We start from the raw sequence: 22,853 nt of genomic DNA on the forward strand, positions 1-22,853 counted from the left end.
ATTATACCTCTTTTAATATTCTAACAAATTCATCAGATAAGTCAGAATGCTCTTCGAAACCTGTTAATTGGTTAAATATTTCCTCTAAAGATCCATCAAAGCTAGCATTTTTTATTTCTTCAAAATCTCCATCACAAACTATATTTCCTTGGTCTAAAAGTATTATTCTATCACTTAATTTTTCAACAACTTCCATTATATGAGATGAATAAAAAATAGTTTTCCCCTCTTCTTTTAACTTGTATAAAATTTCTTTTATCAATAATACACTATTTGCATCTAAACCACTTAATGGTTCATCTAAAAATAATATATCTGGATTGTGAAGTAATGCACTAATTATTACAACTTTCTGTTTCATTCCTTTTGAAAAAGACGATAACCTCGATTCATAGGCATGCTCTATTCCAAGAACTTTCATTAACCTTCTAGATTTTTCATCACATTTATTACTTTCAAGACCGTATATTTGTCCCACAAATGTTAAATATTCTTTCGCAGTCAAACTTTCATATACTTTTGCTATCTCAGGTACATAACCTATTCTATGCTTATAATCATTATTTTCATCTTCTATATCTTTTCCAAATATAGATACATTTCCACTATATCCATTTACAAGACCTAAAATTATCTTAATAGTTGTACTTTTACCTGCTCCATTAGAACCTATATATCCTATTATATTCCCCTTTTCTATTTCTAGGTTGATTCCCTTTAAAACTTCCTTATCTCCATAGCTCATTTTAAGGTCTTTTATTTTTATAACCTTTTGAATATTATCCATCATTATCACCTCAATCTATACTTTATGCCATTATATCATAAAATAAGAGTATATCTAACTTCATAAGCCAAATATACTCTTATTATTTTTATATTACTTCTTCTAAATTTTCATTTTTATCTATCTCATCTACTTTATTAGATTTTGATATTATATTAAATACTATATGCATTACCATTCCTACACCTATTGCTAATACTAAATCAAATACTATTGTAAGTATAAAAGTTGTATAAAGAACTATTACATCTTTTTTAGGTAAATGTAACATTTCCTTCATTTCCTTCCACTCTCCCATATTATAAGAAACTATTATAAGTATAGCGGATAATACAGTCATAGGAATTAATTTTGCAAGTGGCATTAATATTACCATTATAAGAAGTAGTGTTACTGCATGTACGATACCTGAAATTGGACTTCTTCCACCACTTCTAACATTTGCAGCCGTTCTTGCTATTGCTCCAGTTGCTGGTATTCCACCAAATAAAGCTGATGCTATATTTCCTGCACCTTGAGCTATAAGCTCTGCATTAGAATCATGAGTATCGTCTATCATATTATCAGAAACTACGCACGACAATAAAGACTCAATGGCTGCTAATATTGCTATCGTAATCGCCGGTTGAATCAATGGTATTATTGATTTCAGATCTACTTTAGGTATCGATGGTGCTGGGATGCTTGAAGATATGTTAGAATACACACTTCCTATTGTATCTATATTTATACTAAATATTTTAACAACTGCTGTTGCTATTATTAATGCTATTAAAGAACCTGGAATATTTTTATTTACTTTAGGCCAGTAAATCATAAGAATTATACAAGCTAATCCTACTATAAATGCCATTATATCAAATGTATTTATATTTGCTATGTAGCATTCTAACTTTTCAAGTGCTTCTGCTGGTACATTTTGGATTTTTAATCCAAAAAAGTCTTTAAATTGTGTTATAAGTAAAGTTACTGCTATTCCACTAGTAAAACCTACTGTTATAGTTTTCGGAACATATTTTATTAGATCTCCTAATCTCAATACTCCCATAATTATAAGTATAATACCCGCCATTATAGTAGCTATGATAAGACCGTCAATACCGTGCTGTTGAACTATTCCATAAACAATCACTACAAATGCTCCTGTAGGACCACCTATTTGAACTTTACTTCCTCCTAATAAGGAAATTACAAATCCAGCAAATATTGCTGTTATAAGTCCTTTTTCCGGTGAAACTCCAGAAGATATAGCTAGCGCGATTGATAATGGAAGTGCTATTATTGCTACTATAATACCAGATACTATATCTTTCTTAATTTGTTGCCTATCTAAGTCCTTTTGACTTAACATTTTAAATAACTTTGGTGTCATTAATTTGCTCCTTTCATTTTTTCATCCTTATACATCATACTCCTCTATATTATTAAAGTCAAAGTATTTTTTACTTATTTAAATATAAATTTTTTTGCTATAAAATGTTTTATATCAATCGTATATATTTTTATTTAATTGTACTTCTCACAAATAAATTTTATACGAATAGAATAAATAAAGGAGGTTTTTAAATGAATATTTTGTTATATAAAGGAAATTTTAATTATAATGTTGTAAATCATTTTATTGATGATTTGGCAAAATATTTTTCAAAAAAAAATCATACTGTATATATATGTGACTTACCGATTGACATCAATAATGATAATGATTTGCTAGACTTAATAAATTTTTTAAGTTATGTAAATATTGACTTTGTATTTAGCTTCAACGGTATAAATGCTATTCCAATACAAATTTATGAAAATTTAAATATTATTTTTGGAACAGTTCTAGTAGATAATCCATTTTATCATTTACTAAGACTAGATTCTTTAAAAAGTAAAAATACGTTTGTGGGCTTATCTGATGAGGGCTATTTAGATATTGCAAAAAAATATATGTATGAATATATAACTACTACTCAAATAACGCATGGAGGAAGTATTGCAGAATTAAAAAGTTCTGAAAAAAAATATGATGTTATTGTAGCAGGAGATTTAAATGAATTAATAGACTTTGAAACTTATATAAATAGTTCCCTTGATAAATTATCAAAAGAAATTGCTATAGATTTATATAACCATGCAATTAAAAATCTTCAAAAACCTTTATATGAATACTTAGAAGATATAATAAACAACTTTAACTTTGACGATAAGCTAATAAAGACAAAAGAATTTAAAGAAGCTGTAGCATCTATTTATAAAGTTGTAGATCTATTTATAAGAAAAGAAATGAGATATAAAGGTATATTAGAGCTTCTTAAAAATGGAGTGGAAATTAATCACTTTGGCAATTGTAATTGTAATACATTTAGTGAATATTCTAATTTTAAGAATAATGGATCTATACAATACACACAATTGCTTAATATTATGAATCAATCAAAAATAATTATTCATATTACTAGTTATTTTAAAAATGGTAGCCATGAAAGAGTGCTTTCTGCTATGTTAAATAATACTTTAGTAATAGCAAATGAAAATAATTACTCTTTTAATATGTATAAAAATAATGAAAGTATTGTGTTTTATAATCCAAATAAAGAAAATGATTTAACAGATAAAGTAAAATATTATCTTGATAATGAATTACAAAGAAATAAAATCACAAAAAATGCTTATGAAATAACTTCTTCATTTAATACTTGGGAAAATAAAGCTAATGAAATATTAGAATTTTATTCTAGCTTCAAAAATAATATTTTATAATTATATCTAAGAATCTGGGTGAATTAAAATAAATATATTCAGATTCTTTACTTTTTGTAGATATATATAAATAAAAATACAATCTAATTTTAATTTATGTTGTATTTTTATTTATATACTTAGCTACATTGTAAATAGTATAAATTCTAATTTTTTAATTTATACTTATAGGATAAATTTTGCATAATTATTTTATTAATTTTTTATTTTTGTATTATTTTTTTTATTGAATCTATTAATTTAATTATCCATGACTTTTTAACTTTACTATTTTGTAAAGACATATACTCTGATTTATTTATATCTTGTGCACTTAAGTCTTTTTGTTCTAATTGTAAGTCATCTATCAAATTTACATTTGCATTTATAATAAATTTTTGCGAAGTCATATTATTTGGGATGATATTAGATTCAATGTTTTTTCCATCTATATTGATTGACTTAATCGTTCTTTCAGTATATTCTTTACCATCTATTGTCACTTTATTCCTCATAAATTTACCTCCTTAATTAAGTTTTACTTATAAGTATGATATTAATTTACATTTTGTGAGTATTTAAAAGTATATCTTTAACTTCTTCTAACATAATTTTTAGTTCCTTAAAATAATTTATAAAAGTTTCACTTTGATAGTTAAAGTTTGAAGATAATTTTTCATAATTTTTTGATTCCATTTCAAAATATTTTTGTCTTACATCAAATAAAAATTTATTTAAATAACAACCTAAATAATTGCTCATTTTACTAAATTCAAATTCATCTACAGTTTTCATTACATATAAAAAATCTTTTAGGTTTTCATCATCATCATCAATATTTAATAAAGATGCTTTAATATTTTTATTTAATATTTTTTTACATATTTTTTCACATTCAACACATTTTTCTATAAAATAATTTATATATTCATGAATTGAATTTATTACATCAACAGCATTGATATTAAGACTTTTACCTTGTATCAAATATTTTGCATTTTCAGAAAAATCACTCGATAATAGTAAGTCTTTTAGTTCTTTATGTGGTGCACCATTTATGTCTACACCATAGGATGCATTTATAAATTTAATGTTTTCATTTTCATCTTTTTTTAATATTATATACTCTTCAATTTTTATTCTAAAAAAATCTAGTGTTTTACTTGTTTTTATCTCATTTCCATATACATCTTTTCTTATAATATCTCCTTTGTACGATACTTTACTATCGATATCAAATGTAGCATTTTTTGAATGGTGATTTCCATAAGTTAATGCGCAGTCTTGACCTACTAGTATTATAGGGTTACATCCCATTAACAATGCTATGTCTATGCAAGTATGAGCAACAGACCCTCCACTATAAGTTCCACTTAAATTTGTAAAATCTTCTATTGTCTTTGAAAATAATTGAGATAGGTATATTTTATCGCCTCTATATTCCTCTACTAAATTTTTATTGCTATATTCATAAAAAGCAAAAGGCACTGCTGAATTTAAATATTCTTCCATCATTTCGTAAGTAACTTTATTTGGGTCTATAGATACAACTAAGTTAGGTGTTATTCCATTTTTCATAAGAGTTCCTAATGTTCTATTACCTGCAATTATAAAAAATTTATCTAAATTATTTTTGTATTTTATCATTGTTTCAATATTTTTATCTAATGATGGTCCTGCAGACACTATTATAGCGGGTATATTTTTGTTGTAATTTATATATGAATTTAGTGGTGACGAATTATTTATTTGATATAAATTAGAAATCATATTTTCAAAAAACATCTTTTTAAATCTATTATCTAAAGCTAATGATGAAACCGCTACATAATATCTATAATCTATCATTTCAATGAATTTTTCATATTCTTCTTTGTAAGCCTCTTCATAGTTTCCAAAACAGTGAACATATAATCTATTGAAATTTTTAAAATTGATTAAAAAATTTAAAATTCCTTGTATCACTTCTTGTTCATATAAAACTAAACTCATATTTTCATCGAATATTTCATCTTTATAAATATTAAAAATATCTTCATTTGGCTCTATTATTATTACTTTATTATATGTGCATATATTATTTTTTAATGCTTTTATATATTCTGAACTGTCAAGTCCAAATATAAAAACTATAGAGTCAAATAATAGCCCTTCTAGGCTATTTACTAAATTTTCTATATTATTTTTATAACTTTTTCTATTCCCAAGATAATATAACTTATCATCTTTTTTTAACTCGTATAAATAATAATCATCATCACTTTTAAGCTTTCTTATATTAGACATTATTCCTCCCTCTAACTAAAATCAGAGATTAGCCAAATAGCTAATCTCCTTTTTAATTGTTAACTGTATATTCTTATTCCTAGAGTAGTACCAGTTTTTACAGATACTGCATATCTACCATTTTGGTCTGTAAAAGTTATAGCATATGCATTCCCTATACTACCAACATTACCTGTCCAAACTAAAACTGCAGCATTTGATAAAATGCTCTTGTTAAGAGTGGCTGTTCCTCTTAATAATCCATTTGTCCAAAGACTTGGAACTATATTTTGGCTTTTTATAGGTATTAGACCTGATTTAATATCTATAGAATCATACTTTTTAGGCATATATGCTTTTCTAGGTGTAGTTGCCATAAATGTCACTCCTATATATAATATATTTAGGATTTTTTTTAATCCCTAATATATTATATTCTTGTATTTTTTTTTGTGTTACATTTTTTGACTTTTTAAAATTGTTTTATTAATTCAATATTCCCTTTTATATTAAATAAGTAGCATTTTTTTGAATATTTCTCATCTATTTCATAAGTAGTATTTATTATTATTTTATAGTCCTCTATATTAAATTCCTCATTTTCATTCAAACAAAATTCTATGTTAGATGACATACAAGCATTATTTAATGCATAGATTTTTAAATTTGAAATACATTCATCTACTGTATAAAGAGCGATAGAGTAATATACATATAGATAAATATATGTATAATTATATTTATATTTAGCATTTATATTATTTTCACATATTGTCTGAATTATATTTGTATTTGCCTCCTTTATAGCTGAGTTTATATATATTTTTTTTATTATAGGATTATTTCCATAACAAACAATATTTTTTAAATTATTTGGATTTATGGTGTCTTTTTCAACTTCTATTAATAAATCAATTTCGCCTATATTTATATTTTTTCCACTTACTTTAACTTTACAAACAGCAAATTTACTTTTATCTAACAATGATGTAACTATTATTAATGTTTCGCCCTCTCCTATACCTTTTACTAGCCCATTTTCATTCACTGTTGCTATGTTTCCATTTTGTGACATATACTCAATTTTTGTATAATATCCAATATTTGCATGTATTATAGGATTTATATTTACAATTGTATCTATTTTTTTATACTCCCCAATATTTAATATTAAATATGCTGGACTAACAGTTATATCATTTATCTTTATTACTACATCACCAGTTATTTCACCTTTAGACCCCGATCCTATATCATTTGCACTACCATATCCTCTTGCTGTTATTTCTCCTGTATCTAATATTATGTTACCACTAAAATCACCTCCATAACCACTACCTATTCCTGCCCCTCCATAATTCTTTAAATACTGGCCACCAGTTGCATTGACTATCCCTCCTTTTATAGTTACATTCCCACTTAATTTTGCGCCGTTTTTTATATTGATTGAACTGCCGATTCCAGCTGCTCCTTCTCCTCCAATTGCTACTATATAGCCTCCACTTATTAGTAAACTCCCGCTTAAATCTGCATCATACCCTCCACCTATTCCTGCTCCAATTGTATATTTACCAGCAATACAATTTACTTTACCATCATATATATATACATTTCCTGATAATGAACCATTACATCCACCACCTATTCCTGCTCCTCCAGAATCACCTGGTTTTATATTTAATATGCCTCCATTTATAATCAGATTGCCTGATAAATTCCCACCTCCATTAGTTCCATTTCCACCACCTATTCCTGCTCCTTCTCTAGTTGATACTACATTAATAGCTCCTCTTTCTATCGTAACTGTACCTTCTAAATCTTGACCATATCCACCACCTATTCCTGCAGCAGATGTACCTGAGTATATATTTAAATAAGAATTTTCATCTCCTTGTATTAAAAGCTTACTTTTTTCTTCCATCTGAATTCCTGCATAATTGTCAGCACTTTTTAAATTATTAGTGCCTATAAATGTCAAATTGACATCTGCCATTTTTCCTATAATCATTGCTCCAATTGATTTTTTTGACACATCTATATCTACACTACTTAAAGTTATATTAGCTTTACAATCTATATATATATTGTAATCACTAGTTTTTCCTATAATCTCATAATCCCCTATTTTGTCTATTACGATATTTTGTTTAGATACATCTAGCGTTATCACTTTAACTCCTCCTTTTTATTATGTATTTATAAAAAATTAATGGTCACTTATTATTATGAATAAGCGACCATACTGTATGTTTTATCTACTAAAAGTGAAATCCCATAAACTCCACCTTCAATTGTGAACGTAATACCTATTAATTCTTTCTTTCTAGGATACGTACTTTCATCTATCTCATAAATTACTATTGCTGCACCTACAAGTGGCTCTCCATTTGGTTGGGACACTACTCCAGTTAAAAAAAAAATACTTATTATTTGATAAAGTAGTGCTTATATCTAGTATTTTTTCTTCTACTATTTCCTTTCCTGAAACTATTATTTTTTTAGGCTCACTCATTTTACTTCTCCTATTTATGTCTTAACACTAAATGCTTATTGTATTTAAGAGTTCAATGGAGGAAATATAGCAAGTTCATAAAATTTATCATCAAATGCTTCTAATGATAGCAGGTAATATCCATTTACATCAGTAACTGTATATCCAAAAAATCTAGATGTTTTTTTTACAGGATCAATTTCAGAAATTTTCACAACCGCACCACTAATTAGGTTCTGCTTTTCATCATAAATAGTTCCATTTAAAATATATATATTCTGTGGCATTATATTTCCTCCATAAGTGATAAAATATATATCTTATTATCACTATATGTTTTATATTTTTTTTTGATACTATATCTAATTTATTAAATCAAATGTAAGAGGTGTTCCTTTTTTTACATTTTTATTTATTTTTTTACCTAAAATATTATTGTAAAATTTTGGCTTTAATCCAAATCCAGGCCTTATTGATTTAACATTTTCTTCTGTCAATATTTCTCCGATTTTCATATCTTTTACTATAAAAAGCGACCTTGCAAATTCTCTATTTTTATTACTTCCATTATCTTTTTCATAGTGCACATTTCCAATTATTTTTTCTACATTTCTTATAGAGTCTACCATATATTTAAAATCTTTTGGTTCTAATGAAAATTCACAATCTGGACCACCTATACTTTTGTCTAGTATAAAATGTTTTTCTATAACTTTTGCGCCTAAACAGACTGCTACTGTAGGAACTTCTATGCCTAATGAATGATCTGACACACCTACCTCAACGTCAAATTTATTTTTCATATCATACATAGTTTTAAGATTTGCATCTTCTGCTTTTGCAGGGTATTCAGATGTACACTTTAATAGGATTATTTTACTATTTCCCTCATCTTTACAAGCGTAAATTACATCTTCTATTTCTTCTAGTGTTGCTATACCTGTAGATATTATCATTGGCTTTTTCTTAGATGCAGCATATCTTATAAGAGGTATATCCGTTATTTCAAATGATGCGATTTTATATGCTCCTACACTTAGTGATTCTAAAAAATCTACGGCACTTTTATCAAATGGGGTTGAAAAGCATATCAATCCTAAACCTTCAGCATATTCTTTTAATTCTCTTTGCCAAATCCAAGGTGTATATGCTTCTTTGTATAAATTATAAAGTGTTTTACCATCCCATAAAGTTCCTTTCTTTATTTTGAAATACTCATTGTTACAATCAATAGTCATTGTATCTGGAGTATATGTCTGTAATTTTATTGCATTTGCTCCACATTCTTTTGCTGATTTTATTGTTTTTTTTGCTATTTCTATATCATGACCATGATTTGCTGATAGCTCTGCTATTATAAAACATGAAGAATTATTATCAATTGTAAAATTTTCAATTTTCATATACAGCGCTCCTACTAATTTTATATTCTATAATTTCATTTACAATATTTTTATTTCCATTTTTATCAACATATTGTAAACAAATATTGTGCATATTTTGTCTGATTTTTTTGTTATTTGATAACATAATAATTGTATCATTTAGCTCATATAAATTAACACAATTATATTTACCTAAATTTATCATCATACCTAGATCATTTGCTTTTTTCGCTGAATTTATCTGATTGTCAACTTGAGGAACTAATATAGTTGGTATTCCTAAGCAACCTAGCTCATAAATAGTTGTTCCTCCTGCTGAGATTGCTAAATCGCAATTTTTCATAACATCTGCAACATTATTAGGATTAAATATTAAATTTACATTATTATTTTTACTTTGTATTTCTCTCAATGCAGTTACACACTTATAAGAGTTAGCTACTATTACATCTATTTTTAGATTCATATCAATTTTTAAAAGGCTATCTAGGGCTACACTTGAAAAACTATTTATATCAGTTCCTCCCATAATAATCAAAATTTTTCTCACAATATTATTTATATTTATAGGAATTTTTTCTTGGAATTCACTTCTAAGCATACAGTATTTGCATCCTAGCAGTATTTTAGATTTGCTATTTTTTAATTTGTAATTTAAGTCTTTAGAATGAAGATTATAATTTATTATAATATCACTAGGATAATTATATAAATTATTATCATCTACAGATATCAAAATATTCGAAATATATTTTAGTTTTATTAAATATTTTTCGCTCATCCAATAAGAATCTGTCAATGTATATTTGGGATTAATATATTTAAAAATATTTTCTATCTCTTTTATTTCATTTTCTAAGTTACCTGATTTTAAAGTTATATAATCTATTTTATTTGTTTTTAATACTTCTTCTGTGATTTTATCCTCCTTTATTACAAAAATAGGAACTATATTTTTATTTCTAAATTCTTTAGCCAATGATATGCACCTAATTATATGACCCATTCCCTTTTCAAAACTACCATCAGCTCTTATTGCTATCAACTCCACATAATCACCTAACTTTGATATACAAATTTTATATAATCATTGTATATAATTTTATTATATCCTGCCTTTTCAAATACTTTAGATGATATAATATTTTCATGCTTTACTAAGCCTACTAATTTTTTACCTTTCATAATATCATTTAAATATAAAATGGCTTTTGTTCCTATTCCTCTTCCCCTATAGTTGCTGTCTACACTGTAACTTATTAAATATTCATTATTTTCTTTAGAAAGTCTTATGACTCCAACTTCTATTTCATCATTTATTATTATATAAATTTTTGTATTTTTATCTTTTAGCTTATTATTAAACCACATTTTATGAATTTCTAAATCTATTTTTTCTTTATTAAATGAGTTTTTTCTTACTTGCTCATCGTTAGTCCAATTAAATAGTAAATTAAAATCTCTATAATTAGCTTCTCTTAAACTAATCACTATTTTTCCTCCTTATTAATTTCCTTTTGAGCTATACATTTATTTATTTTGTATAAATCAGGATTATTTTCCATATATTTTACTATTTCATCCAAATAAAAATTATGCTCTCCTTTATAAAAATAATCATATATTTTACTTATTAATATAAAATCTTCTTCTGTATCTAGTGTCCATCTATACTTTGAATAGTCTTTTTTGTTTATATAATAATATATTTTATCTGTATTTTCATAAATATATGGTGTCACATGCTCTCTTTGGTATTTCTTACTTGCATACAGGTTAGCTATTTTTAAAACTTCAAAAGAAAAAATTTCTGTATCTAAGCCTCTAGGATATGTCCTCTTTGTTAAATCGGCTGGAGCATTCGTCACAATATTATAATTATTATTTATATAAAATTTTACTATCTCATCAACTACAATCGGATCTATAAGAGGGCAATCTGACGTTATTCTTACTATAATATCTGCATTTATTAGCTCAGATGCTTCGTAGTATCTATTTAGAACATCTTGTTCACTACCTCTAAAATATGAGACCCCTATATTTTTAGCTTCTTCGACTATTTCTAGGTCTTTATCTAATAGTGATGTTGCTATTACTATTCCATCTATACATTTGCACTGTCTTACCCTCTGTACAACATGACTTATAACAGTTTCCCCCTTCAATAGTTTTAAAACTTTCTTAGGTAACCTAGTCGACCCCACACGAGCTTGAATAATTGCCACTACTTTTTTATTTTTCATTTTATATTTTATAATATCCTAATACTTTATTTAAGGCTCTTATAACATCTTTAACATCTTCTTTCGTCATATTTATATGAAGCGGCAATGTGATTATAGCTTTGTATAAATCCTCAGCTCTAGGGCATAAACCTTTATTGTATCCTAAGTTTTTATAATAAGGGTGAAGGTACACAGGTAAATAATGTACATTAACTCCTATATTTTCAGCAAGTAATGCTTCAAATATTTCTTTTCTTCCAACTTTAAATTTTTCTAACTCAAGTTTTATTATATATAAATGTCTACTCGTATCTGAGAATTTTTCTTCTTTTTGAATAATTATCCCATCTATTTTTAAAAGTTCTTCATTATAAATTTTTACAATCTCTTTTCTCTTTTTTATAAATTCATTAACTTTATTTAGCTGGCTGATTCCTAAGCCGCATTGTATGTCTGTTATTCTATAGTTATATCCTAAGTCTATTTGCTCGTAATACCATGGGCCCTCTTCCTTACTAATTAACAAGTCTTTATCCTTTGTTATTCCATGAGTTCTAAATAGAATTAACTTTTTGTAAAATTCTTCATTATTAGTAGTTACCATTCCTCCTTCACCAGTTGTTATAGTCTTTACAGGATGAAAACTAAATACTGTCATATCTGATATACTACCTATGCATTTACCCTTGTATTTTGTCCCTATAGCATGTGCTGCATCTTCAATTACTATAAGTTTATTTTTCCTTGCAATTTCTTTTATAGCATCTAACTCTACACTTTGTCCTGTAAAATCCACAGGTATTATTGCTTTAGTATTACATGTTATTTTTTTTTCTATATCCTCAGGATCTATGTTATAAGTCTCAGAGTTTATATCTGCAAAAACTGGTATTGCATTACAATATAATATACAATTTGCTGATGCTGCAAATGTTATTGGAGATGTTATTACTTCATCACCTTCTTTTATACCAGCTGCATAACATGCTGCATGAAGAGCTGCTGTTCCACTAGAAAACGCTACTGCATATTTTGAATTTACATATTCTGATATCTTTTCCTCAAATTCACATACCTTTGGTCCTGTAGTTAAATAGTCAGATTTTAATACTTTTATAACTTCTTTCATATCGTCTTCATCAATTTTTTGCTTTCCATAAGATAAATAATTTTTTCTAGTTGGATTACCTCCATATATAGCTAATTTTTCTTCCATATAAAAACTCCTTATTTTTTAATTTCTTATAATCCTATATTTTTAATTTTTTCTCTTAAATCATTTTCATATAACCATTGATTATTACTGTTTGAGCTATATTCAAATCCATTTTCTATAAGCTTTCCTCCTTCTAAAAAAAATTGTGACTTATTCCACCATTCTAAGTTTGGATAAATAATATAGTGATTTTCATATTCATAAGTAGTTCTTGAGTCATCTTTTGTTATCATTACTTCATGTAACTTCTCACCTTCTCTTATTCCAACTTCTTTTAGTGTACATGTTGAAAGCATTGCCTTTCCTAAATCAGTAATTTTAAAAGAAGGTATTTTTGATATATAGGTTTCTCCCCCTTTTGATTCTTTTAAAGCTTTCAACACTAATTCAATCCCTTCTTCCAAACTTATCCAAAATCTAGTCATATTTAAATCTGTAATTGGAAGTTCTCTATAGCCTTGTTCTATTAAGCTTTTAAAAAATGGAATTACTGATCCTCTACTACCTGCTACATTTCCATATCTAACAACAGAAAATCTTGTTCCAGTTCCTCCTGAATATGCATTTGCAGATATAAATAATTTATCAGAAACTAATTTAGTTCCACCATATAAATTTATAGGGTTAACTGCTTTATCTGTTGAAAGGGCTATTACTTTTTTTACATTTTTATCTATAGCTGCATCAATTATATTCTGTGCTCCGTGAATGTTTGTTTTTATAGCTTCAAATGGATTATACTCACATGCAGGTACCTGCTTCATAGCCGCAGCATGAATTACATAGTCTATTCCTGTAAAAGCTCTATACAATCTATCCTTATCTCTGACATCTCCTATAAAAAACCTTACTTTATGAATTTTATCAGGAAACATCAATGACAATTCTTTTTTAAATAAATCTTGTTTAAACTCATCTCTTGAAAATATAACTATTCGTTTTATATTATAATCATTTAGAATATTTTTAGTAAAATCTTTTCCAAATGAACCTGTTCCACCTGTAATTAGTATTGATTTGTCATTTAACATATATATGTCTCCTTCATAATTAGATAAGGGTATTGAATTAATACTTTATATTACAATATATACTTTTAATGTGATAATTGGTGCACAATAAAAAAAAAGTCACCAAATTATTTTGGTGACTTTTTTTTTATTTAACTGTTCCTATCGTATTAAATGGATATAATCTTATCATAACTTTTCCTATGATTTCATCTTCATTTATAGGACCTAAATTTGCCTGTCTACTATCTCCACTGTTAGGTCTATTATCTCCCATAGCAAATATATGATTTTCTGGGACTATTATATCTATATATCCGTCTGTGTATGCATCATGTATATAGTCTTCTTTCAATACTTTTCCATCTATTATAACTTGGTTGTTTTTTATAACTAAGTGTTCTCCTGGTAATGCTATAACTCTTTTTACTAAGTCCTTTTTCTTTCCACTTTCATAATCAACTAAGTCTGTTTTAAATACGATTATATCTCCTCTTTTTGGATCCTTTGTCTTATATGATAGTTTATTTACAAATAAATAATCTTTATCCTTTAAAGTAGGATACATAGACTCTCCGCTTACTATAGTAGGTGCTACTACTGAAGTTATTATTGCTGCTAATACTAATGCTACAGCTATAGTTTTTACCCACTCAAAAATCTCTTTTTTTAATTTACTACTCATAACATACTCCTTAACTTGTATTTTCTATACTATTTTATCATAAAAAGATACTATTTAAAATTATTTATAATTTGAGTTTTTCTTCATATACACTTAACTTATTTATTTTTTATTTACCGATACATGTTTATTATTTTTTATAAAAAATCTCCATAAATAATCTTTTGCTTCTTCTGCATAGTCTATGTTTATCCTTTTTCCTTTTTCTATTTCGAAGTTACTATCACTATGTATTTTTTTATTTCCTTCATAATAAAAATCACTTATATACAATTCATCACCTAAAATACTTTTGCTATTTAATGTTTTATTTATATTTAAAGCCATGCAAAGTTTTCCTGGACCATTTGTTATATTCTTTTTTTGATAATTTGATAGTTGTTCATATTCCTTTTTGAATCTATTGAATGCTATATCATCTAAATTAGTTATAGGCTCTACTGCCCTTATTAAAACACATTCAGGTATATCTTCATTATTAGCAGATACGTTTAAGCAATAATACATTCCATATATTAAATAAACATATATGTGTCCGCCTTCCAAATATAATGGCTTTGTTCTTTCAGTTTTTTTATCACCATATACATGTGCTCCTTTGTCTGTAATCCCCATATAACTTTCAGTTTCTACTATTTTTGTTACTATTGTTTTACCTTCGTACTTTCTTATTAAGTATTTACCAAGTATTTGTTTTGCTACATTTATCCCGTCTTGATTAAAAAATCCTCTGTTCAATTTTATACCTCTCTTTATACGAAAAATTATTTTAGTATTTGTATTTAAGTATACCATTTAATGTAGTTTTATATAATTCTTATTTTAAATAACATCTTTTTTAACTTTATATAGTATAAAATTAAGCAAAAGACTACCTCCATAATCAATTTATAATTTTGAGGTAGCCTTTTATCAATCTATCTACTCTATTGTTTTAAAATTTATATCTTTATGCTTTGTATAAACATAACTACATATAATTGAAGTAAGTGGTGAAACTATAACAAGACCTATACATCCTACAAAAGTATGCAAAATTTCTGAAGATATAAATTTTGTATTTAGTATACTGAGTAAAGGTGTACCTTGAGCCATATAAACCATCATAACCGCTATAAAACTTCCCATATATGCTAGTAGCAATGTTGTTGTTTGAGAACCCACTATAGATTTACCAATATTAATTCCTGAAAGTAATATTTCTTTTTTAGATATATCTGGTTTTTTATCTACTAATTCTTCAATTGCAGCTGATATATCTATAGCTAAATCTAAAATTGCACCAGAGCAAGACAAATAAATTCCAGCTTGATATATAAGCGTTAAATTAATATTTTGGTATCCTGCATACAAAAGTGATTCTGACCACTGCATAACTGATCCATGTATATTAAACATTTTTCCAAATACTATCGCTAATATACACGTTAAGAGAGATGTTAACATACTAGAAAATATTGCACAATAAGCTTTTTTAGTAAATCCAGCAACTAATATTAATGTAATTATAGAAATAATTCCTCCTATAAATAAAGCTAGAAATATAGGCTGATACCCTTTCAATAGCATTGGTATAAATAATTTTAATATGCAAGTTAATGTAAATGCAAATGATATTATTGTTCTAATACCTGTTATACCAGAAAATATTAATAATGAAACAACAAACAATGCTACTAGAAAGATTTCCGAATCTATCCTATAATGATCTATCATATTTGCAAATAAAATTTCACCTTCTTTGCTTTGTTCTATAAGTACAAAAGCTTTCTCTCCTACTTTAAATATCTTGTCCTCTTCTAACTTTCCACTTAATAAATTTATTCCTTCAATTTCTTTATTCTTTAATTCTCCATTAAGTATTTTTATTTTACATATTTGCTCACCTTGTTTTATCAAACCAACTTTATAAATATTAGAGTTATCCACACTAATAACTTTAGCTTTTACACTTTGAGAGTTTATATATAGTTGTTTTTCAAAACCAGTTGGAATTAATAATAATACTATTATCCCAATTATACAAATAATAGAGAATATAAAATCTTTATTTTTTATTAATGATTTTTTACTTTTTAAATGTATTTTTTTACTCAACTTTTCCTCCTAAATATTTTATTTTAAACCACATACTTCAACTAATTTTTTAAATATATCTGTATTATCATACGATCCATTAAATACTTCACTAGATGCTCCCATAGCGTATACTGGTACAGGAACACCTGTATGAGAATATGATGTCCATCCTATACCTGCTTTATTATTCATTATATGAGTCAGTGTTACTGATAATGGTTCGTAATTACCGTATATCACTTCATCTTCTTTTCTTTTGTCTTTTTCTTTCATCGTTTCTTTAAAAGCATCTTGTAACTTTTTATATTCATGATCAGAAACAACTAAATTTTTATTATCTTTCTTTGCTACATCTTTATCATCTTTAGTAATAAGACCAAAATTTTCTTTTATTATAGGTAATAAATCTTCTAATTTAGCATCTTTTTCTTTAGTTTTCTCTTTATACTTATTTAACAATTCATTAAATTCTACATAAGATATTTTTTGATTTTCTAGTATATCAAATGCAGTATCATATCCAGTTGTTGCTTGTCCTATAGACATTCCACCTGTTTCATGATCGCCTGTAACTAATATTAAAGTTTCATCAGAGTGCTTATTTGCAAATTTTACAGCTTCACTAACAGCTTTATCTAATTCTGACACATCACTTATGTTTGTCATAGCATCATTTGCATGTCCTGCCCAGTCAATTTTTCCTGATTCTACCATCATAAAAAATCCTTTTTCATTATCAAGTACGTCTATACCTTTTTTAACAAAATTATTTAACATAATTGAATCTTTATCTGAATCTATGCTATATTCCATAGCAAAAGAGTCTTGTATCTGTGGATTTATAGCATATACCTTGCCTGATTCACTATTTAAAGACATTATTTCATCTTTATCATTTGTAATTTTATATCCTTTTTCTTTTAATATATCAAATGTATCTTTTTGCTTTTTATCTAATCCTTTAGAATTTAATAATGCTCCCCCTGCGAAATAATCAAAGTTACTATTAGCCATTTGCTGTGCTATATCATAATAATTTCCTCTCGACTTTGTGTGAGCATAAAAAGCCGCTGGTGTCGCATGATTTAATGCTACGCTACTTACAACACCTACTTTATAACCTTCTTTTTTTAATTTTTCTGCAATAGTTTCTGTTTTAGTTTTTTTATCTGATGCTAATCCTATAACCCCACTTTGAGTTTTAACACCACCTGCTATAGACGTTGCTGCCGCTGCTGAGTCTGTTATAAATGATGTTGCATTTTGAGTTGTTGCATTTCCTATAACAGGAAATTGCGTAAATCCTAATTTTTCTAATTTAACCTTATCTTTATTCTTTATAGTTCCATTATATACTTGGGCTGCATTCACTTGTGTGTGCGACATTCCATCCCCTATAAATAAAAACACATACTTTGGCTTTTTAGTAATTACTTGTCCTACCTTTATTTGTGATTCGTTGTTTTGTTCTGAAATCTCTTTAGTTGTTGAACATCCTACTAATGAACTCATTATAAGTAATGATGCTAATCCTAATACTATAATGTTTTTTGTTTTTTTCATTTTTACTCCCTCTCTTTTTATATGTATATTATTACTTATATTTGTTATTGTAAATTTATTTTATTAAAATGTTATCCTTAGTTAAATTACATTAACTATATAATAGTTTTTACCTACTTAGTAAAGTCTAATACTCTTTTTATATAAAATCAATTAGACTATATTTTTCTAACAATTGTAAATGTTCACAGTTTATTTTTAATTTTATATGCTCTCAGGTACCTAATTTTCATAGAGCATATAGTACTTATTTGCTTGAGGTTTAAAAAAATGGCTATTAAATAATTGCCATCGAATGTGTCCAAATATTGCCTTGTATTGAAGCTATTCAAAATATATCGTTGCCTAAATCTTCGAATCTATCGAATTCCAATATAAAAGTTTACACTATAGGAAAGATATAATAGTTCATGATGAATTGACAAGTGATAAAAATACCCCAAACTATTGGATACCATTTAGAAATTATATAAAAAATGTTGCAAGTTCTGAGATTTACGCAACTTAGCCTACTCAAACCATATATATTTACGTAGCAGTTACTAAAATAGCATGATTTAATTTATCTTTTCCATACCCTTCTATTTCGACTAATGTGTCTCTTAATAGTGAAACTAAGTTAATAGTTTTTTCTCTAAGTCTGTACTAGCTATCATTATAGAATCTGATCTTGATTTTTCATCTTCATTTCTTTTATCAAGACCAAATAAAGCTATATTTATATGTTTTTCATTTTTTAATCGATCATCTATATTTTCTATATTTTTAGTAAGATTTTCTTTATCTTGTGATTTATATATTATAAAGCCTAATAAGCCTACTGGTATAAGTAAAAATAATAACCCAGCAATAATTATTTTATTATTTAGTTTTTTTACATTTATTCTCCTTAGTACCTATAATTTTTTATATCTATGAATATCATAATTCATATAATCAACTTTAACCTTTTATAAAAAAAGTCATATTTTATTATAATAAAATATGACTTTCAAAAAATATTATTTTTAATAATTCCTATTTTAATTTTTAGATATACATCTTAAATCTTCTACAAATTTTATTGCCCTATCTTTTTTTGTTGCCCATGAAGCAACCAATCTTATACAAGTATTTTCATCATCTATATTTTTCCATATTGTAAATGAATAGTTTTCTTTCAATTTATCTATAATCTTGTTTGGGAATATTGGAAAAATTTGATTAGAAGGTGAATTTACTAAATAACTGTATCCTAGCTCACTTATACCATTTCTTAATATATTTGCCATACCATTTGCATATTGTCCTATCTCTAAAAATAAATCATCTTTAAATAACTCAACAAATTGTATTCCTAAAAGTCTTCCTTTTGCAAGCATTGCTCCTCTTTGTTTTAAGTGATATCTAAAATCTTCTTTCAAAGAATCTTTACAAATTACTAATGCTTCACCTATCAATGCTCCATTTTTTGTTCCCCCAATATAAAAAGCATCTACAAGATTTGATATGTGGTTTAAGCTTAAATCATTTCCTTCTGAACAAAGAGCTGATCCCAATCTTGCACCATCCATAAATAATAATAAATTATTTTCATCACAAACCTCTCTTAATTCTTTTAATTCTTTTTTAGTGTATATAGTACCTATTTCTGTAGAATTTGATATGTAAACAAGCTTTGGTTTTACTACATGTTCATTAGCATGAGCTTTAATAGCTTCTAATACATGATGCTTTTTAAGTTTTCCATCATTAGAGTTCATAGCTATTACCTTATGCCCTGTACATTCTATAGCACCTGTTTCATTTGCAAATATATGGCCTGTATTTGCTGCTACACAAGCCTCATGAGGTCTTAGAAAAGATGCTATGGCTATTAAATTTGTATGAGTTCCCCCTGATATGAAATGTATATCTACATTATCATTTTCTAATTTTTTCTTTATTAAATTTCTAGCTTCTATACAATATATATCTTCTCCATAACCTTCACACTGTTCTAAATTAGTGGTTACTATTTTTTCTAATATTCTAGGATGTGCACCTTCGCTATAATCATTTTTAAAACTATACATTTTGTCTCCCCCTTTAGATATATTTTATTTAAATATAAATGCATCTAAATTAATTTTAAATCTTCATTGTTTTAACTAGTTAATTTAAATTATGTAAACTCATATTACCATTTCAATTTAAATATATTATACAATTAATTTTCATAAATTAATATATACAATTACGTTTTCCTTTATTATTTTGTTTATATTATTAATTTTAAAGTTTTTATTTGTTTTTTATAAAAAATAGAGCTATTTTATAAAATAGCTCTATTTTTTATGTATTTAATTTATGCAAAGAATTTAAGAAGTATCCCAGCTACTACTGCCGATCCTATAACACCAGCTACATTAGGTCCCATAGCATGCATTAGTAAGAAGTTTGAAGGATTTTCTTCTTGCCCTACTTTTTGTACAACTCTAGCAGCCATAGGAACTGCTGATACCCCTGCTGCACCTATCATAGGATTTACTTTTCCTTTTGTAACCTTACACATTATTTTACCAAATAGTACTCCTGATGCTGTTCCTACTGCAAATGCTAAAAGACCCATTGCAGTTATTCCTAATGTTTTTGTTGATAAGAATGTATCCGCATTAGCTGTTGCCCCAACTGTAAGTCCTAACATTATTGTAATTATATACATTAATGAATTTTGTGCAGTTTCAACTAGTTTCGGTACCCTTTCTGACTCTTTTAATAAATTCCCGAACATAAGCATTCCTATAAGTGGTGCTGCTGTTGGAAGTAAACCTATAACTAATACCATAACTACTATTGGAAATATTATTTTTTCTTTTTTTGAAACAGGTCTTAGCTGCTCCATTTTTATATTACGTTCTTTTTCTGTTGTCAATGCTCTTATTATTGGTGGCTGTATAACCGGAACTAATGCCATATACGAATAAGCAGCTAATGCTATCGGTCCTAAAAGATGTGGTGCTAACTTAGATGTTAATTGTATTGCTGTTGGTCCATCTGCGCCTCCAATTATACCTATAGATGCAGCTTCAGGTCCTGTAAATCCTAAGAATATAGCTCCTAAGAATGCAAAGAATATACCAAATTGTGCTGCAGCTCCAAGTAATAAAGTCTTAGGATTGGCTATAAGCGGCCCAAAGTCCGTGCTAGCCCCTATACATAAAAATATTAGTGGTGGGAATACACCTAATTTAACACCTTGGTATAAATAATAGAATAGTCCACCTGTACTATCTTGTGTTGCAGATTTCATCAAATCTGCTCCTGGCATATTTGCAAGCAACATACCTACTGATATAGGTATTAATAAATATGGCTCATATCCCTTTTTAATAGCTAAATATAAAAATATACACGCAATACCTATCATTATAAGTTCTTTATAAGTTATCATTGCAAAGCCAGATTCAGTAATAAACTTAGTTATTATATCACCCATTTTAAACTCCCCCAAAAATTAATTAAGCTATTTCTAGCAAATTATCTCCTAGACTTACATTTTGTCCTTTATCCACATTTACAGCTTCTACTTTTCCATCTACTGGAGCAACTATTTCATTTTCCATTTTCATCGCTTCAAGAACTGCTACTACTTGGCCTTTTTTTACAGATTGACCAGGTTTCACTAATACATTTACTATTGTTCCTGGCATAGGAGCTGTTATACTCTCTCCAGTTGAATTAACATTAGGTTTAGCTACTGTTTTTTGTGGTTGTGATTTTTGTTCTATGTTTTTGTCATTTACGCCTTCTATAACTTCTTCTATCTCTACTTCATATACTTTCCCATTTAATGTTATATGATATTTTTTAGCATTCATCTTTTAAATCTCCTTTACATTTATATTATTTTATCTAAATTATAAACTTTATTTAAATTTTATTTTTTTTATATAATTACAAACCTATCCTATATTTTTTAATTAGTAATATATATTTAGTGGACATATCATATTTTTACTTGGTTAAGTATATATTAAATTTTACCCACTATCTTTATACTACTTAACATTAAAATTTATGAATATAAATTAAATTTTTTTTATCACAGTACCTAATTATTTTCATATAATAATTATAATTTCTTAAATTTCACAAATTTATTTAATCCTTGTAATGCTTTTTATATTAAGATTTGGATTAATTTTTCCTTGCCCTGCCATTATTGATGCTGCTAACGCTACTACCACCTTTTCGTCTTCATCTTCTTCATCTGTCAAAGCAAGTTCTTTATGGTGATCTTCTTTGTTTACATATTTACCCTTATCTTTAAATAAATTTTTAAAAGAACCAAGTATAAATGATATTAAAAATAAAATTATGAAAACCATTCCCATACTAATTACTGTAACATAAAGACCTTGCATTATACTTATTTTTCCATCCATATTATCACCTA

Annotated in this window: 23 protein-coding genes; 1 reads left to right on the forward strand and 22 read right to left on the reverse strand. The window is 26.6% G+C overall.

The genetic code is table 11. The features are described from left to right. Position 1 precedes the first annotated feature (1 nt). The gene (locus NWE74_RS05545; protein ID WP_258242239.1) at positions 2-787 is read right to left on the reverse strand and encodes an ABC transporter ATP-binding protein; all 786 of its coding nucleotides are present in this window, start codon (positions 785-787) and stop codon (positions 2-4) included. Positions 788-875: 88 nt separating this feature from the next. Further along, entirely contained in the window at positions 876-2,159 is a 1,284-nt protein-coding gene (locus tag NWE74_RS05550) for a SulP family inorganic anion transporter (protein WP_330666305.1), read from the reverse strand. A gap of 194 nt (positions 2,160-2,353) precedes the next feature. Here NWE74_RS05550 and NWE74_RS05555 point away from each other — a divergent pair, with 194 nt between their 5' ends. Beyond that, a complete protein-coding gene (locus tag NWE74_RS05555) occupies positions 2,354-3,535 on the forward strand; it encodes a glycosyltransferase (RefSeq protein ID WP_258242240.1) in 1,182 nt (393 codons plus the stop codon). Positions 3,536-3,738: 203 nt separating this feature from the next. Here the strand turns inward: NWE74_RS05555 and NWE74_RS05560 are convergent, their stop codons facing one another. From NWE74_RS05560 to NWE74_RS05655, 20 genes are all read right to left on the reverse strand, one after another. Next, entirely contained in the window at positions 3,739-4,029 is a 291-nt protein-coding gene (locus NWE74_RS05560) for a hypothetical protein (RefSeq protein ID WP_258242241.1), read from the reverse strand. A gap of 46 nt (positions 4,030-4,075) precedes the next feature. Further along, positions 4,076-5,800 carry a motility associated factor glycosyltransferase family protein gene (locus tag NWE74_RS05565; protein ID WP_258242242.1) on the reverse strand — a complete coding sequence of 575 codons (1,725 nt, stop codon included), beginning with the start codon at positions 5,798-5,800 and terminating at the stop codon, positions 4,076-4,078. 59 nt (positions 5,801-5,859) lie between these two features. Next, positions 5,860-6,156, reverse strand: a complete 297-nt coding sequence (locus NWE74_RS05570; RefSeq protein WP_258242243.1) for a hypothetical protein — start codon at positions 6,154-6,156, stop codon at positions 5,860-5,862. Positions 6,157-6,251: 95 nt separating this feature from the next. Beyond that, the gene (locus NWE74_RS05575; RefSeq protein WP_258242244.1) at positions 6,252-7,949 is read right to left on the reverse strand and encodes an Ig-like domain-containing protein; all 1,698 of its coding nucleotides are present in this window, start codon (positions 7,947-7,949) and stop codon (positions 6,252-6,254) included. Positions 7,950-8,002: 53 nt separating this feature from the next. Then, a complete protein-coding gene (locus NWE74_RS05580) occupies positions 8,003-8,179 on the reverse strand; it encodes a hypothetical protein (protein WP_258242245.1) in 177 nt (58 codons plus the stop codon). A 156-nt stretch (positions 8,180-8,335) separates the two neighbouring features. Then, complete coding sequence (locus NWE74_RS05585) at positions 8,336-8,557, reverse strand: pollen Ole e 1 allergen/extensin family protein (RefSeq protein ID WP_258242246.1); 222 nt, start codon at positions 8,555-8,557, stop codon at positions 8,336-8,338. Between the two features lie 75 nt (positions 8,558-8,632). After that, on the reverse strand, positions 8,633-9,673 hold the full coding sequence (gene pseI / locus NWE74_RS05590) for a pseudaminic acid synthase (RefSeq protein ID WP_258242247.1): 1,041 nt from the start codon (positions 9,671-9,673) through the stop codon (positions 8,633-8,635). After that, positions 9,663-10,706, reverse strand: coding sequence for a UDP-2,4-diacetamido-2,4,6-trideoxy-beta-L-altropyranose hydrolase (gene pseG, locus NWE74_RS05595; RefSeq protein ID WP_258242248.1), 1,044 nt, complete (start codon positions 10,704-10,706; stop codon positions 9,663-9,665). The genes pseI and pseG overlap by 11 nt, the downstream gene beginning before the upstream one ends. Before the next feature lie 8 nt (positions 10,707-10,714). After that, complete coding sequence (locus NWE74_RS05600; RefSeq protein WP_258242249.1) at positions 10,715-11,146, reverse strand: GNAT family N-acetyltransferase; 432 nt, start codon at positions 11,144-11,146, stop codon at positions 10,715-10,717. After that, entirely contained in the window at positions 11,146-11,901 is a 756-nt protein-coding gene (locus NWE74_RS05605) for a glycosyltransferase family protein (protein ID WP_258242250.1), read from the reverse strand. Before NWE74_RS05605 ends, NWE74_RS05600 begins: the two co-directional genes overlap by 1 nt. A gap of 1 nt (position 11,902) precedes the next feature. Next, positions 11,903-13,099 carry a UDP-4-amino-4,6-dideoxy-N-acetyl-beta-L-altrosamine transaminase gene (pseC, locus tag NWE74_RS05610; protein WP_258242251.1) on the reverse strand — a complete coding sequence of 399 codons (1,197 nt, stop codon included), beginning with the start codon at positions 13,097-13,099 and terminating at the stop codon, positions 11,903-11,905. 26 nt (positions 13,100-13,125) lie between these two features. After that, positions 13,126-14,130, reverse strand: a complete 1,005-nt coding sequence (pseB, locus tag NWE74_RS05615) for a UDP-N-acetylglucosamine 4,6-dehydratase (inverting) (RefSeq protein WP_258242252.1) — start codon at positions 14,128-14,130, stop codon at positions 13,126-13,128. Between the two features lie 127 nt (positions 14,131-14,257). Then, positions 14,258-14,794 carry a signal peptidase I gene (gene lepB / locus NWE74_RS05620; RefSeq protein ID WP_258242253.1) on the reverse strand — a complete coding sequence of 179 codons (537 nt, stop codon included), beginning with the start codon at positions 14,792-14,794 and terminating at the stop codon, positions 14,258-14,260. Between the two features lie 102 nt (positions 14,795-14,896). Beyond that, positions 14,897-15,532, reverse strand: a complete 636-nt coding sequence (locus NWE74_RS05625) for a DNA-3-methyladenine glycosylase (protein ID WP_330666306.1) — start codon at positions 15,530-15,532, stop codon at positions 14,897-14,899. A 183-nt stretch (positions 15,533-15,715) separates the two neighbouring features. Further along, on the reverse strand, positions 15,716-16,891 hold the full coding sequence (locus tag NWE74_RS05630) for a YibE/F family protein (RefSeq protein WP_258242254.1): 1,176 nt from the start codon (positions 16,889-16,891) through the stop codon (positions 15,716-15,718). A gap of 18 nt (positions 16,892-16,909) precedes the next feature. Continuing rightward, positions 16,910-18,436 carry an alkaline phosphatase gene (locus NWE74_RS05635; protein WP_258242255.1) on the reverse strand — a complete coding sequence of 509 codons (1,527 nt, stop codon included), beginning with the start codon at positions 18,434-18,436 and terminating at the stop codon, positions 16,910-16,912. A 1,022-nt stretch (positions 18,437-19,458) separates the two neighbouring features. After that, positions 19,459-20,490: a threonine aldolase family protein gene (locus NWE74_RS05640; RefSeq protein WP_258242256.1), complete on the reverse strand. Its 1,032-nt coding sequence runs from the start codon at positions 20,488-20,490 to the stop codon at positions 19,459-19,461. Between the two features lie 272 nt (positions 20,491-20,762). Beyond that, positions 20,763-21,893 (reverse strand): sodium ion-translocating decarboxylase subunit beta, encoded by a 1,131-nt coding sequence (locus tag NWE74_RS05645; protein ID WP_258242257.1) that lies wholly within the window; start codon positions 21,891-21,893, stop codon positions 20,763-20,765. A gap of 22 nt (positions 21,894-21,915) precedes the next feature. Further along, a complete protein-coding gene (locus NWE74_RS05650) occupies positions 21,916-22,275 on the reverse strand; it encodes a biotin/lipoyl-containing protein (protein WP_258242258.1) in 360 nt (119 codons plus the stop codon). Between the two features lie 279 nt (positions 22,276-22,554). Next, entirely contained in the window at positions 22,555-22,842 is a 288-nt protein-coding gene (locus NWE74_RS05655) for an OadG family protein (RefSeq protein ID WP_258242259.1), read from the reverse strand. Between the last annotated feature and the right edge of the window lie 11 nt (positions 22,843-22,853).

Origin of the sequence: Romboutsia lituseburensis (assembly GCF_024723825.1) — a bacterium.
In the GTDB taxonomy this organism is placed as follows: domain Bacteria; phylum Bacillota; class Clostridia; order Peptostreptococcales; family Peptostreptococcaceae; genus Romboutsia_F; species Romboutsia_F lituseburensis_A.